Consider the following 14393-nt stretch of genomic DNA (forward strand, 5'->3'; position numbering starts at 1 on the left):
CAAAAGGCCTCCACCACGATGTGACTTGAAGCATTGGATTGCAGCTAGTGCAAGTCTTATATGTTCATTTCACAGGTGCAAGCTGAAGTTGAACGGCCCCGTCAGGGGCCGTTTTCTTTTCCACATCCGCAAGCCGCCTTGAGCCACATCGCCGGAACCCGGAAGCACCTCCTTGGCGCGACACGCCACTGATCGGCTCGCGTCAAGGCCCAGACTCGTCCCGAAGCCAATGCCAGCGTCCCGACGAGCCGCGCCGCCCTCCGGGCGTGGCCGCGGCGCGGATGCTGCGCGGGCGCGATCCGGAGGCGCCCTCCGAGTACACGTTCGCGCCATGTCGCCAGCGACCAAGGGCTGAACTGCCTGCTGGATTCGATCGCCCAATTGGCCAATGACACTCGTCGCTAGGCGCGCCCCATGCCCGCGCTGGATGGCCAGGTGCAGACCATGCGCTACATGGCGTTGCGCCGAAGAGACAGGCCATCGCCACGTGGTGCGCGCCCTGGCGGCGCCAGCCGCTTGGCAGGTGTGCCGGTTCGCCGCCACCGCGATGCCTGGCGTGCTGCGCAAGGCTTGCGATGGTGGGGCTATCTGGCGCCTTTACGGCGCCGCTACGAATACGCCGGGGTCGCCGTAGCGGAGACTCCCACGGGTGCACCGTCGGCGCGAGAGGACTCCCCCGGCATACCGCGCCAGCGGTCGCAAGGTCGTAGGAAGAGGCGGCGGGAACGCCCTTGCGCCCATACCACCCAGCGCCGGCGCCTTCGCATCGCGCCACACGGCCTCGCGTGGCGGACCCGGCGGTCCCAGTTGGGGGCGCAGACTGGCGCAGCGATCGAAAGCGCGGCTGACAGCCGGTCGCTCGCAACCGCCACGGAAGTTCATGAAGACTCGCCGAACAGGCCTCCCCCCGCTGCCTCCTGTGCGCGGCTCGTCGTCGCAGGCGCCGAGCGACGCTGGCGCCACGCGCGGGCCCGTGCCGACCAACAGCACGGGCCCGGCTGCGCTGCTGCCTGCGCGCCCCCGTGCACCGCAGGACCCGGCGGGCACCCTGTCGGCCCGCCCGAGAAACGCGGTGCTGCCCGCGAGCGTTCCTGCAGCCTCTGCGCAGCCTGTGTCCCCGCAGCCTCTGGTGAGAGCGTCTGCCGACGCGAGCACGGCGGATCCTCAGGCGTTGGACCGCGCCCCGTTGTCCCGTCTAAAGATCTTGTGGAATGGGAGCGGGACACGGCAGGTGGAGTTCGAGCCCCTGCGCCAGGCGTACAGCCGCGCCAAAAATGAGCCCATCGAAGGGCGGCATTTCCTCCGCCTGGTGTACTTCCTCACGACCAAGGCGGATGCGCCGGCGCAGTCCACCGGCGTCCCAGGCATCCAGCGCCATGCGGTCCAGGTCCCGGGCACTCGGGGCGCGGTGCAGGTGCTGCGGCGCGACGATGACGCTGGCTTCCTCGCCGACCTGCGCATTCCCAAGAGCGCCGAGGCGGCCGATGTGCGCAAGTTGGCCACGCAGATGCAGTGCCAGGCGGAAAGGAGCGCCGTAAGGATCAAGTCACTGCGGGCAACGCTTGCAAAGCGGAAGAAGCCCGGCAGTTCGTCCGGGCTCCCGTGGAGACAGCAGCAAACGCCGCAGCAGCGTGTCTGGCAATTCCGCAAGTCGGAGCTGGCCTCTCTTCACAAGGAATACGTGGAGACCTTGCGAGGCAAGAAAACCTTCAACGGCGCGCAGCTCATCGAGCTCCTGCTGCAGCGCGCCGGGCAGCCGGACGCATCCGAGCCGACGGGCATGGCCGGCATCGACCGGTGCAGCGTGCGCCTGCCGGGGATAGCTCGCGACATCCGGTTCCTGATGCACCGCGAGCCTGGCGGCACGCTGACAGATCTGCGCCTGCTGCCTTCCACCGAGCTGGAGCCGTACGTGCTGGACACGATGGCGACATTCCAGAGACAGCGCAAGGCCGGCTTGAGCCGGAAGGTCGCCACCACACCGGAGGAACGCTACGCGGCGGCGCAACGCGGGCAGTGGAAGCATCTGAAGCCGACCCTCCAGGCGCAGTTCGACGCCCATGTGCAAGGCAAGCACTCACAGCATCAGAGCAACGCCGGGATCACCACGTTCATGCGCCACCTGGACGAAGCCTGCCAGAAGGAGGGCGGCACGGTCGTGGACGCGCAGCACGGCATCACGCGCCATGTTCTCAAGCTCGAAGGGAGCGACGAGGCCGTCACCTTGCTTCGACGCGCCAGGTCCGACGGACCACCCATCCTGCGTCACGTCGGGGCCGGTCCCATGGACGAGGCGCTCGCGATCAGCAACATCGTGCGCGACATCCGGACCCTGAAGGCACGCACGGAGCGGGAAGCACGGGCCCAGAGCCCCCCGGCTGCGCTGTCTCCTGCCACCGAGCCGCCAGCGAGGACCCGCGAAATTGCGAACAGGCGCGCACGCGCCGATCAACTCACGCGTGCGCTCTCGGTGATGGTCGCCAACAAGGCGGCCGGCAGGCCCAACCTGCTCGAGGGTGCAGACGCCGCCGCCGGCTTCGACGGCCCCCGGCTCAGGTCCTGGTTCGCGCACGACGGCAAGCTGCGGCGATCGTTAGACCTCTTGCCACAGCGCCTCAAGGGCTTTGCGGCGGAGCGGGCCGCGATCCACCAGCACCTCACGGCGCTGGGCCATGAAGACCAGGCCGCGCGCCTGCCCCAGCTGGTCTCCGCCGACCTGGTGGCGGCCGCACTGCGGGCGCGGGTCGACCACCCGAGCGCAACGAACAGCGCCAGCTTGGCGCGGCTCACCGGCTGCAACCGCGACGTCATCGCGCTCGCCGTCGACCCCCGCAACGGCGCATTGCTGATCAGCGACCACCGCCTACGGCACCTGCCCGGGTATGACACCCACTGCGAAGCCATACGCGCGGCACTGCAGGCCTTGGGCCACGCGGACCGAGCCAAGAGCCTGCCGCGGCCGCCGACCCCTGGCGAGCAGTTCATGCGTGCCCTGAAGGAAGACCTGTACCCGATGGCGGCGGCGGTGAATGCCATGCAGGCCGAGCCCGGCCTGGCCGTGCAGGAGGCGGCGCGGCGCATGTCGGACTCGGCCGGACTGGCCAAGCGCCTGGAGATGCTCGTCGCACCGGGCGGGCGGGTGCGCAGCCGTGCCCAGGTCGAAGGGCAGCTGCCGGAGCTGAACCTGCACCACCACAAGCAGGAGCTCTCGGCCCTGCTCGAGGGGCTGGAGCCCACGGCGCCGTCACGCATGCGCCGCGTGCTGGTGCCGGGCTCATTCAACTTCGGCGCGAAGCTGTTCATCGTCAACAAGACGGACGAGGGCGCAGGGGTGCAGAGCATCACGAAGAAGGGCCTGCGTGCCATCTACGCCGGCAGCCGGGACCTGGTGATGCCGCCGCGCTCGTTCCAGCATGACCGCGCGCGGCAGGCCTTGCGGTGGCTGTCGACGGTGCTCAAGAAGGAGTTCAAGACCTCCATCGAGGTGCAGTGCTACTTCGACGCCAAGCGCAAGGACGTCTGGGTGTCCTCGAACAGCGACAGCGTGAACCGCAAGATCCAGAAGTTTCTCGCCTCCGACGGGCTGGCGAGCCGGCTCGAGCAGGGGAGCGCGGACGGCTTTGCCAGCCGCGAAGACCGGCACCTGTCGAAGCTGGCGCGCAAGCTCGCCGAGCCGGAAGCCGGTGGGGCGATGGCGTCGGTGCTCAAGGCCATGGCGGAGAAGCGCTTTCGGGTGCCCACCGAGACCGTGTACCAGCACGGCAAGGCCATCGACCTGCATGCCGAGCGCCGCATCAAGGAGGCCTTCCAGGAGGCCAACGGCGAAGCGCTGAACCTGAAATCGCTGGCCGGGACGATGCGCCCGTGCACCGTGTGTGCCGAAGACTTGGGCCTGCGGCGCTCGGACCGCCGCGGCCCGGCCTGGCTGTCGCGCGCGGGCCAGGCCTTCTACGACGCCAACGAGATCGTGGAGCGCAACATCGGCCAGGCGATCGGCACCTACGCGTCGCTCACCAGAGACGGCAAGATCAGCGTGAAGTACAACACCGACAGCGACTCGTCGGACGACGACACCGCCCGCGCACCGCGCCGTGCCGGTGCGCCGGCCTCGTCTTCGGCGCCCTCCACGTCTTCGGCGCCCTCCCTGTCTTCGGCCTCCCCGTCTTCGGCGCCCTCCCTGTCATGGGCGGCGCTGGGCAAGCGCAAGGCACGCGAGCCGCGCATCCAGCCGCCCCGCGAACCGCGTGATCCGCGTGCCGCCGTCGAACCGAGGCCGGCGCCCGCTGCGGATCCAGCGGACGTCATGGCGGAACTGACCCGCCATCTCGATCCCGGGAACTGGCCTTCTTCGCCGCCCGCCACGACCTGGCGACCGGCTTCGCCGCAGGAGCCGGCCAGCCCCGCGGGCGCGCCGGCGGGGCAGGATGACTCCGCCGGAAAACGGCCGCGGCGATCGTAGGACCATGATGCTCGGGAGGGGAGGCCACAGCCCGCGATCGTCAAGCCTCTCGGATCCGCACGTCACAAGCGAATGGGGACTCGGTGGAGCGAAGCCCGAGCAGTGCGGCCACACGCCGCGGCTGCGCGCAGGGCGTGACAGGTGGGCCTGTGCCCAGCGTAGGCGTGCCACGTGGCCCTGGCGGCCACGCCTTCTCCTCGAGCCGGCGGCGGCGGGCGACGGATCGACCCTCATCCTGCGGCGCTACCTGCGCCGAGCCACAGCGGCATGGGCGTGAACCCGGTGGTGCTGCGGCTGCTGACCGATCGGCTGGCCCAGCCGGAAGACGACTGGCGGCCTTACCTGGGCTGCTTGTCCGGTGTGCCGCTGACGACAGCATCCTCGCGCAGCTGCGCGATCTCGCCAGCCGAGTAGCCGAGGCCGCGCAACAGCGATTCGGTGTGCTCGCCCAAGGCCGGCGGCGACGTGCGCAGTGGCAGGCGCTCGCCATCGAGCGTCAGCGGCAGCAAGGCCACGCGGGTGTCGACAGGGGAGCCAGCGCCACTCGCATCGGCCGGCAAGGTCACCGGTGCCAGGCCGCCGGTGGCCGCCAGGTGCGGGTCGTCGAACAGGTCCTGCGGCCGGGTGATGGGTGCATAGGGCAGACCGACCCTCTCGAAGCGCGCCGCCAGCTCGGCCGCCGGGTGACCGGCGAAGCGCTCGCGCAACAAGGGCAGCAGCCATTCGCGAGCCTGGACCCGCGCGTTGTTCGATGCGAGGCGCGCGTCGGCCTTCAGGTCGTCGAAGCCGAACTCCTTGCACATCGCCGCCCATTGCCCATCGCTCACGGCCGCGAGGAAGATCTGCTCGCCGCCCAGCACGGTGAACACGTCGTACAGCGCCCAGGCACTGATGCGGCTGGGCATGGGCGCCGCCGCATGCCCCGTCACCGCGAACTGCATCATGTGCTGGGCGACGAGGAACACGTTGTTCTCGAACAGCGCGCTCTGCACCTCCTGCCCCCGGCCGGTCTTCTCGCGGGCGGCCAGCGCCGCCAGCGCCCCGATGGCACCGAACATGCCGCCCATGATGTCGTTGACGCTGGCACCCGCCCTCAACGGTCGGCCTTCAGGGCCGGTCATGTAGGCCAGGCCTCCCATCATCTGCACCACCTCGTCGAGCGCCGTTCGGTGCTCGTACGGCCCAGGGAGGAAGCCCTTGTGCGAGACGTAGACCAGGCGCGGGTTCAGACGCGAGAGCGCCTCGTGGCCGAAGCCCAGGCGATCCATCGTGCCGCCCTTGAAGTTCTCGCTGAAGACATCGGCGCCGGCGACCAGCTTGAGCACGATCTCCCGGCCACGCGGGTCCTTCACGTCCACTGCCAGGCTCTTCTTGTTGCGGTTGAACAGGCCGAAGAAGCCCGCCCCCGAGCCCAGCAGGCGGCGGGTGTTGTCGCCCGCCAGCGGCTCTACCTTGATGACCTCGGCCCCCAGGTCGGCGAGGATCATCCCGCACGTCGGCCCCATGACCATGTGGGTGAACTCGACGACCCGCAGGCCGGCCAGCGGCAGAGCTTGTGCCTCGGTGCTCATCGCACGCTCCTTCCTTCGGCATGGCGAAAGCCCGGCGGGAGTCCGGCCTCGGGCGTCATGCCGTACAGCGGCTCGCCGGGCAGGCCAGCCTGCAGCGCGGCGCGTGCGGCGAACAAGGCCGGCAGGTCCACTCCGGTCGGCACGCCCATGGCCTCGAACATGAAGACCAGGTCTTCGGTCACCACGTTGCCCGACGCGCCCGGCGCGTAGGGGCAGCCGCCGAGCCCGGCCTGCGAGCTGTCGAAGGTTCGCACGCCCACCTCGTAAGCGGCCAGGCAGTTGGCGAGGCCGAGGCCGCGCGTGTTGTGCATGTGCGCAGCGCCCGCGCGCCCGCCTAGTGCAGAGCGAAGACGAGCAAACAGGCGCTTGACCTGCGCCGGATTGGCCATGCCGGTGGTGTCGGACAAGCCCACCTCATCGGCGCCAGCTTCGGCGGCGGCCTCGGCGATGCGCAGCACTTCGTCCTCCGGCACTTCGCCTTGCAGCGTGCAGCCGAAGGCGGTCGAGATGCCGGCCTCCACCTTCACGTGCGGCGCGCGTTCATTGCGCAGTGCAGCGATGGCGCGCACCTCCTCGATCATTTGCTCGCGGTTCTTGCGCACATTGGCCAGCGAATGCGCTTCGCTCGCCGACACCGGCAGCGTCAGCTTGTGCACTCCGGCAGCGAGGGCGGCCTCGGCGCCACGGCGATTGGGGACCAGGGCCATCACCGTCCAGCCGGGCTTGCGCAAGGCGTACCGCACCACCTCGGCGACGTCGGCCATCTGCGGCAGCAGCGAGGCCGGCACGAAGGAGCCGACCTCGACCTCGCGCAAGCCTGCCGCGTGCAGCGCGTCCAGCCACGCGAGCTTGTGGTGGGTGGCCATCACGGCCTTCACGCTTTGCAGGCCGTCGCGCGGGCCGACTTCGCTGACGAGAACGGGATCCAGGCTCATTGACAACTTCCAGTCATTCTGTAGGATAGAACTATGATCTATCAGACGGATCAATCCTAAGCCTCTCGCCAGGCGACTGTCAAACCACGACCATCCACCGGTAAAGGCCATGCCCCGCAAGTCCGCCACCCCTTCGATCGCCGACGAGCAGGCCGCGCCCGGCGGCGCGGCCGCGGTGGACCGCGCGATCAGCCTCCTGGCGGCCTTCCGCTCGGGCGACAGGTCTCTTTCGGTCACCGAGCTCGCCGAGCGCAGCCGGCTCTACAAGAGCACCGTCCTGCGCTTGATGGCCTCTCTCGAGCACGGCCGCCTGGTGCGCCGCACCGAGGACGGCCGCTGGGCGCTCGGGGCCGAGGTGGCCCGCCTGGGCGCCTTGTATGCCGAGGCCTTCTCGCTCGAGGACGTGGTGCTGCCGGTGATGCGCGAGCTGGTCGCGAGGACACAGGAGAGCGTCGCCTTCCACGTTCGCCAGGGCGACCAGCGGCTGTGCCTGTACCGGGTCGATTCGCCCCACTCCCTGCGCGACCACATCCGCGCCGGAGACCTGCTGCCGCTGGACCGCGGCGCGGGCGGTCGCGTGCTGAAGGCCTTCTCAGGCGCTCGCGGCCGGCTGTACGAGCAGATCCGCCGCGAGGGCTATGTGCAGCTGGCCGGTGATCGGGTGCCCGGCCTGGTCGGCATCTCGGCCCCGGTGTGGGACGCCGCGGGCGACCTGGCCGGCGCGCTCACACTCACCGTGCCCGAGTCGCGCCTGCAGCCGCGCCTGGCTGGCGACCTGCGAACGGCGGCCGGGCTGCTCAACCGGCGGCTGGGCAGCCGCTGAAGCTCAGCCCTCGTCGACGATCTCGAAGTCGATCGGCCGCGAGAACAAGTCCATCGCCGCCTTCGCCACCTGGGAAGTGTCGTAGAAGGCGTAGGCCGCGACGCCCATGGCGCCCACGACCGGCAGCCAGCGCGCCGCCGCCTTGGAGACCCCCTGCTGGCTCAGGCGCACGCCGATGCGCCGGGCCACCCCTTGCAGCGCGGCACTGCTGGCCTGGCGCACGAGCCAGCGCTCGCCTGCGCGCACGACGAGATCGCGCACGGCCTGCGACGCGGTGTGCTTGAACAGGCAATAAAGCATCTGCTCGCGGGTCACGCCGCCCCGCTTGCCGTACAGCGCGGCGATGTCGGCCACCAGCCTGGCCTGGATGCGCCAGACCGTCAGCAGCTCCGGCAGCATGGTCAGCCAGCCCATGGGACCGGGTGGCAGGGCCAGGGCGCCGGCCGCCGTCGCGGCCTTGGCGGCGGCGGCGGTGGTGGCCGCGCGGGCGGCCTCGGCGGGGTTGTCGCTGGCTTCGCGGGTGGACTTGGGCGCCGTGCCGAGCACGTCGAGCACCGCTGCGGCCAACGCGCCGGCTACATCGCGGCGAGGCGGCGCAGGGTCGGCGCGCCGGGGCACCACGGAGCGGGAGGTCTGGGGCATGGCCCCATTAGATCGGAATCCGCTCAGGAGGGTTCGACCCGCGGCGTGGCGAACTCGCGCCCTATGACCGCGCGGGCATACAGGTAGTTGCCCAGCGCCTTGTCGGTGAGCGCATTCATGTCGACGCGCCCTTCGCCATCGCAGGGGAACACCAGGCCGCGCCCCTCGTTGAACAGCGAACGGAAGCGCAGCAGGTGTGTGTCGTAGCGGCCATCCAGCAGTCTCGTCGTGCCCATCGCGTCACTCCCAGGGAGTTTGGCTATGGGTGCACCTTAGGAGCCGCGCTGCAACCGCCGGCAAACGACGGCCGACGGTGCGAAACAGCGTGTGAACGGTCGGTGTCAGCGCCTGCGGGTCAGCACGGCGTGCGTGGCGTGCGGCGTGGGAGCGTGTTCGGTGCACTCGAAACCGAGCTCCGCCAGGTCCAGGCCGGCGAACAAGGCCTCGCCCCGCCCCTGGACCAGCGGAGACAGCGCCAGATGCATCTCGTCCACCAGCCCCGCCTGCAGGTACTGGCGCACCGTGGATACGCCTCCGCCAATCCGCACGTCCTGTCCGCGTGCCGCCTCGCGGGCGCGCTCCAGCGCCGCGTGGAGGCCCTCGGTCACGAAGTGGAAGACCGTGCCGCCTTCCATCTCCAGCGGCGGCCGGGCGTGGTGGGTCAGCACGAAGACCGGCACGTGGTACGGCGGATTCGGCCCCCACCAGCCCTTCCAGGTGTCATCGGGCCAGGGGCCGCGCACCGGGCCGAACATGTTGCGCCCCATGATCCAGGCGCCGACGTTGGCGAAGCTGCGCGCGGCGAATTCCTCGTCGACGCCGGTCTCGCCCGCCTGCTCATTGCCGAGCATGCGCTGGAAGGTGCGCGTCGTGAACGCCCATTCGTGCAAGCGTTCCCCGCCCTCGCCCAACGGATTCTGCAGGCTCTGGTTCGGGCCGGCGCCGAAGCCGTCGAGCGAGATGGAAAAGGCGGCGACTCTCAATCGGGACATGGTGGAGTTTCTCCTGGCTTCAGTGGGGAATGCCGTCGTGCGCGGCCTGCAGCGCCGCGATGTCGAACTTGACCATCTTCATCATCGCCTCGGCCGTGCGCCTGGCCTTGGCGGGGTCCGGGTCGCCCATCAGCTCGCCCAACGCCGTGGGCACGATCTGCCACGAAAGGCCGAAGCGGTCCTTCAGCCAGCCGCACTGCTCAGGCGAGCCGCCCTCGAGCAGCGCGTTCCAGTACTTGTCGAGCTCTTGCTGGGTGTCACAGTTGACGACGAAGGACACCGCGTGATTGAACGGGTCCAGCGGGCCGGCGCTCATGGCCACGAAGTTCTGCCCGAAGAGCAGGAACTCGACCACCTTCACCGAGCCCGGGGGGCCACTGGGCGAATCGGTGGGCAGGCTGTTGACGCGCAGGATGCGCGAATCGGGGAAGATGGACGCATAGAAACGCGCGGCCTCTTCGGCCTCCTTCGCGTACCAGAGGAAGGGGGTGATCTTCTGAATCGCCATGCCGGACTCCTGGGTTGAGTTGAAAGGGGCCACGGCCGACAGGCCGGTCCCCATCACCACGACGAACAAGGGTTGAGGACTTCGACATGGCACTGCCGAACAGGGATCTCATCGTCCAGCGGCCCGAGGGCCTTTACTGCCCGCCCGGCGACTTCTACATAGACCCCTGGCGACCGGTGGCACGCGCCGTCATCACCCACGCGCACGGCGACCACGCCCGCGTCGGGCATGGGCACTACCTCGCCTCGGCACGCTCGGCCGGGGTACTGCGGGCCCGGCTGGGCGACATCGAGCTGCAGACGCTCGGCTACGGTGAAGCGATTGAGCACCACGGCGTGCGAGTGAGCCTGCATCCGGCCGGCCACGTGCTGGGCTCGGCCCAGGTGCGGCTGGAGCACGAAGGCCAGGTGTGGGTGGCCTCGGGCGACTACTTCGTTTCCGGTGCCGGCGACGACAACAGCACCTGCGAGCCCTTCGAACCGATCCGCTGCCACTGCTTCGTCACCGAGTCGACCTTCGGCCTGCCCATCTACCGCTGGCAGCCGCAGCGCGAGGTGTTCGACGACATCAACCGCTGGTGGCGCGCCAACGCCGAGGCCGGCCGCGCCAGCCTGCTGATGGGCTACAGCTTCGGCAAGGCGCAGCGCATCCTGGCGGGGGTGGACGCGAGCATTGGGCCCATCGTCGTGCACGGCGCGGTGGAGCCGCTGGACCGCGCCTATCGCGAAGAGGGTGTCGCCCTGCCCGCCACCCACCACGCGACCGAGCTGGACAAGACCGCGCTGTCGCGCGCGCTGGTGGTCGCCCCGCCCTCCGTTCAAGGCTCGCCCTGGACCCGCCGCTTCGGCGACTACAGCGATGCCTTCGCCAGCGGCTGGATGCAGTTGCGCGGCGCCCGGCGGCGGCGCGCGGTCGACCGCGGGTTCGTGCTGAGCGACCACGCCGACTGGCCCGGCCTGCAGCGGGCCATTGCAGCGACCGGGGCCGAGCGCGTCATCGTCACCCATGGCTACGAGGCCATCATGGTCCGCTGGCTGCAGGAGCAGGGATTGCAGGCCGGTGCGTTCCAGACCGAATACGACGACGAACGCGTGCTGGCGGAAAAGCCCGCGGGCGACGTCCAGAGCAACGAATGAAGCGCTTCTCTCAGCTGTTCAACGAGCTGGACGCGAGCACCGGCACCAACGACAAGGTGGCCGCACTGGTTCGCTACTTCGGCGAGGCCAGCGATGCCGATGCCGCCTGGGCGACGTACTTCCTCGCCGGCGGCAAGCCCCGCCAGGTCGTCTCGCCGGCCCTGCTCACCGAGCTGGCGCGCCAGCAGGCGGGCATCGCCCCCTGGCTTTTCGACGAGTGCTACCAGGCGGTCGGCGACCTGGCCGAGACCATCGCCCACGTGCTGCCGCTCGCGCCCGAGACGAGTGACGTGGGCCTGGCGGAATGGGTGGAGCAACGGCTGCTGCCGCTGCGGCAGCTCTCGCCCGAGCAGCAGGCCGCCCGCATAGTCGCCTGGTGGGCCGAGCTCGATGCGACCGGCCGCTTCCTGCTCACCAAGCTGATCGGCGGCGGCTTTCGCGTGGGCGTGAGCAAGCTGCTGGTGCAGCGGGCGCTGGCCCAGCATGCCGGCGCCGACGCCAAGCTCGTCGCCCAGCGGATGATGGGCTACACCGACAAGTCGGCCCGGCCGGATGCGCGTGCCTTTCGCGCCTTGCTGACCGACGAAGGCGCGGCGAGCGCAACCGACTCGGGCCAGCCTTACCCCTTCTTCCTCGCTCACGCGCTGGACGGGACATCCCAGGAGTTCGACGCCCGCCTCGGCCCGCCGGCGGACTGGCTGGTGGAATGGAAGTACGACGGCATCCGCGCCCAGGTCGTCCGGCGCGGCGGCCAGATCTGGGTCTGGTCGCGTGGCGAGGAGCTGGTGACCGAGCGCTTCCCCGAGGTCGTCGTCCAGGCCGGCCGCTGGCCCGACGGCACCGTCATCGATGGCGAGATCGTCGTCTGGAAGGATGACCGCCCCGCCCCGTTCAACCTGCTGCAGCAGCGAATCGGGCGCAAGACGTTGACGAAAAAAATACTGTCAGAAGCACCGGCCGGCTTCATCGCTTACGACCTCCTCGAATGGGCCGGCGAAGACTGGCGCGGGCGACCCCAGCGGGAGCGTCGCCGCCAGCTCGAGGAACTCGCCGCGAGCGCGCCGGGCCTGATGGTCTCGCCGCTGGTCACGGGCGGCGATTGGGGAGCACTCGAGAGCCTGCGCGAGGAGTCGCGCGAGCGCGGCGTCGAAGGCTTCATGCTCAAGCACGCCGAGGCGCGCTACGGCAGCGGCCGCACCAAGTCCGACGGGACATGGTGGAAGTGGAAGATCGCGCCGCTGTCGGTCGATGCGGTGCTGATCTACGCCCAGGCCGGCCACGGCCGGCGTGCCAGCGTGTACACCGACTACACCTTCGCGGTGTGGAACCGCGCACCGCGCGACGCGGCCGAGGCACAGGCCGTGGTGGAGGCCATCGCGAGGCGCGAGCCGGCCCAGGCCGCAGCGCTGCAGCTGGTGCCCTTCGCGAAGGCTTATTCGGGCCTGACGGACGAGGAGTTTCGCGAGGTCGATCGCGTCATCCGTGCCAACACGCTGGAGAAGTTCGGCCCGGTCCGCAGCGTCCGGCCCACCCTGGTCTTCGAGCTCGGCTTCGAGGGCATCAACCGCAGCACGAGGCACAAGAGCGGCATCGCCGTGCGCTTCCCGCGGATGCTTCGAATCCGCCACGACAAGCCCCTGCACGAGGCCGACACGCTCGACATCCTGCAGGCCCTCATGCAGTCGTGACCGTTACATCGTCGGGCGCTGTTTGGGAATGGCACTTGCCGAATGGCCCGGTACGGGTGACCGGCGGTGCCGGAATCATCTGACCAACCGATCGAAAGGAAGCCAGATGCAACAGCGAGACTATTCCAACCGCCAGGGTGGCGGTTCCGAGGACGACGACCGTTCCGGTGGCAACTTCGGCCGTCGAGAGCAGCAACAGCAGCAGCGCGGCATGGGCGGAAGCGAGTACGGCGAACAGGGTCGTGACTACGGCTCCGGCGGCTCGCGCGGCGGCCAGGAATACGGCCAGTACGGCAGCAGCGGTGGCAGCTACGGCAGCCAGCAGTACGGCAGTGGTGGTGGCGGCGGCTTCGGCGGCCAGCACTCCCAGGGCCAGGGCGGCGGCTTCGGCGGCCAGCAGTCCGGTGGTGGCCAAGGCTATGGCCAGGGCAGCCAAGGCTATGGGCAAGGCAGCCAAGGCTATGGCCAGGGCAGCCAGGGCTATGGGCAAGGCAGCCAGGGTTATGGCCAGCAATACGGCAGCGGCCAGGGCAGCTACGGCGGCCAGCATTCGCAAGGCCAAGGGGGCTACGGTGGCCAGAGCGGCTACGGTCAAGGTGGCTATGGCCAATCCGGCTACGGCCAAGGTGGCTATGGCCAATCCGGCTACGGCCAGGGCGGCTATGGGCAAGGCGGTTACGGCCAGGGCGGCTTCGGCGGCCAGCAATCCCAGGGCGGCGGCTACGGCACTCAGCAGGGAGGCTATGGCGCGCAGCAGGGCCAAGGCAGCTACGGCGGCCAAGGCGGCTACGGCGGTCAAGGCAGCTACGGCGGCCAAGGCGGCTATGGCGGTCAGGGTGGCTACGGCCAGCACTCCCAGGGCGGCGGCTATGGGGGCCAGCAATTCGGTGGCCAGAGCGGCCCTTGGGGCGGGCAGTCCGGCGGCTACGGCCAGAGCAGCTACGGCCAGGGCAGCTATGGCGGCCAGAGCAGTGGCTACGGTGGCTACGGCGGCGGCCAGCACGAGCAGGGCCAATGGGGTGGCGCGGGCCAGACCAGCCAGCGCAGCGGCGGGCAGTACGGCCAGTCGGGTCAGTACGGCCAGTCCGCTGGCAGCCAGTGGGGCAGCCAGGCCGGCGAGGGCGGCATGTACGGCGGTCAGGGACAGCACGAGCAGTTCGACCCCGACTACCACCAGTGGCGCAGCGAACAGATGCGCACCCTCGACGACGACTACCGCAACTGGCGCCAGGACCGGTTCCAGAAGTTCTCGGACGAGTTCGGCAAGTGGCGTGAAAGCCGCCGCAGCGGGACGGGGTCCGGCACCGGCGGCTCGTCGGGCACCAGCGGCTCGTCGGGCACCGGCGGCTCGTCCGGGACCAGCGGCTACTCGGGCACCGGCTCGTCTGGCTCCAGCGGCTTGTCCGGCTCCAGCGGCTCGACGGGCTCCACCGGCGGCAGTTCCGCGGCGGGCTCCACCGGCTCGTCAGGATCGACCGGCTCCACGTCGCTCAGCGGCTCGTCCGGCGCCGGCACCAGCTCGGGCCTGACGGGTACCAGCGGGACCAGCGGAACCGGTGGCTCCAGCGGCATGGGCAGCAGCGGGTCTTCGTCGAGCGGCAGCACGAAGAAGTAAGCACCGCCTGAAACGCCGAGGCCC

General features: G+C 69.9%; 11 protein-coding genes. 5 read left to right on the plus strand and 6 right to left on the minus strand.

Annotated elements, in window-relative coordinates; translation table 11 throughout:
* Positions 1-1231: 1231 nt before the first annotated feature.
* Positions 1232-4459 carry a hypothetical protein gene (locus tag ACS5PM_RS03060; protein ID WP_439385276.1) on the plus strand — a complete coding sequence of 1076 codons (3228 nt, stop codon included), beginning with the start codon at positions 1232-1234 and terminating at the stop codon, positions 4457-4459.
* Positions 4460-4797: 338 nt separating this feature from the next.
* Here ACS5PM_RS03060 and ACS5PM_RS03065 read toward each other — a convergent pair whose 3' ends face one another.
* Together ACS5PM_RS03065 and ACS5PM_RS03070 are read right to left on the minus strand one after the other, a co-directional pair.
* Entirely contained in the window at positions 4798-6030 is a 1233-nt protein-coding gene (locus ACS5PM_RS03065; RefSeq protein ID WP_439385278.1) for a CaiB/BaiF CoA transferase family protein, read from the minus strand.
* Entirely contained in the window at positions 6027-6965 is a 939-nt protein-coding gene (locus ACS5PM_RS03070) for a hydroxymethylglutaryl-CoA lyase (RefSeq protein WP_439385280.1), read from the minus strand. Before ACS5PM_RS03070 ends, ACS5PM_RS03065 begins: the two co-directional genes overlap by 4 nt.
* Before the next feature lie 109 nt (positions 6966-7074).
* Here ACS5PM_RS03070 and ACS5PM_RS03075 point away from each other — a divergent pair, with 109 nt between their 5' ends.
* Positions 7075-7788 (plus strand): IclR family transcriptional regulator, encoded by a 714-nt coding sequence (locus ACS5PM_RS03075; protein WP_439385282.1) that lies wholly within the window; start codon positions 7075-7077, stop codon positions 7786-7788.
* 3 nt (positions 7789-7791) lie between these two features.
* On the opposite strand, the gene ACS5PM_RS03080 is transcribed toward ACS5PM_RS03075, so the two are convergent.
* The 4 genes from ACS5PM_RS03080 to ACS5PM_RS03095 all read right to left on the minus strand — a co-directional run bounded on the left by ACS5PM_RS03080 (position 7792) and on the right by ACS5PM_RS03095 (position 9930).
* Positions 7792-8430: an EcsC family protein gene (locus ACS5PM_RS03080; protein WP_439385284.1), complete on the minus strand. Its 639-nt coding sequence runs from the start codon at positions 8428-8430 to the stop codon at positions 7792-7794.
* Between the two features lie 23 nt (positions 8431-8453).
* Complete coding sequence (locus ACS5PM_RS03085; protein WP_439385286.1) at positions 8454-8666, minus strand: hypothetical protein; 213 nt, start codon at positions 8664-8666, stop codon at positions 8454-8456.
* Positions 8667-8771: 105 nt separating this feature from the next.
* On the minus strand, positions 8772-9422 hold the full coding sequence (locus tag ACS5PM_RS03090) for a dihydrofolate reductase family protein (protein ID WP_439385288.1): 651 nt from the start codon (positions 9420-9422) through the stop codon (positions 8772-8774).
* Between the two features lie 19 nt (positions 9423-9441).
* Positions 9442-9930: a VOC family protein gene (locus ACS5PM_RS03095; RefSeq protein ID WP_439385290.1), complete on the minus strand. Its 489-nt coding sequence runs from the start codon at positions 9928-9930 to the stop codon at positions 9442-9444.
* 86 nt (positions 9931-10016) lie between these two features.
* Between ACS5PM_RS03095 and ACS5PM_RS03100 the strand changes: the two genes are divergently transcribed.
* The 3 genes from ACS5PM_RS03100 to ACS5PM_RS03110 all read left to right on the plus strand — a co-directional run bounded on the left by ACS5PM_RS03100 (position 10017) and on the right by ACS5PM_RS03110 (position 14369).
* Positions 10017-11066, plus strand: coding sequence for a ligase-associated DNA damage response exonuclease (locus tag ACS5PM_RS03100; RefSeq protein ID WP_439385292.1), 1050 nt, complete (start codon positions 10017-10019; stop codon positions 11064-11066).
* Positions 11063-12754 (plus strand): ATP-dependent DNA ligase, encoded by a 1692-nt coding sequence (locus ACS5PM_RS03105; RefSeq protein ID WP_439385294.1) that lies wholly within the window; start codon positions 11063-11065, stop codon positions 12752-12754. Before ACS5PM_RS03100 ends, ACS5PM_RS03105 begins: the two co-directional genes overlap by 4 nt.
* A 106-nt stretch (positions 12755-12860) precedes the next feature.
* Positions 12861-14369 (plus strand): hypothetical protein, encoded by a 1509-nt coding sequence (locus tag ACS5PM_RS03110; RefSeq protein WP_439385296.1) that lies wholly within the window; start codon positions 12861-12863, stop codon positions 14367-14369.
* The last annotated feature ends 24 nt before the right edge of the window (positions 14370-14393 follow it).

Origin of the sequence: Ideonella flava (assembly GCF_051857595.1) — a bacterium.
In the GTDB taxonomy this organism is placed as follows: domain Bacteria; phylum Pseudomonadota; class Gammaproteobacteria; order Burkholderiales; family Burkholderiaceae_C; genus Ideonella.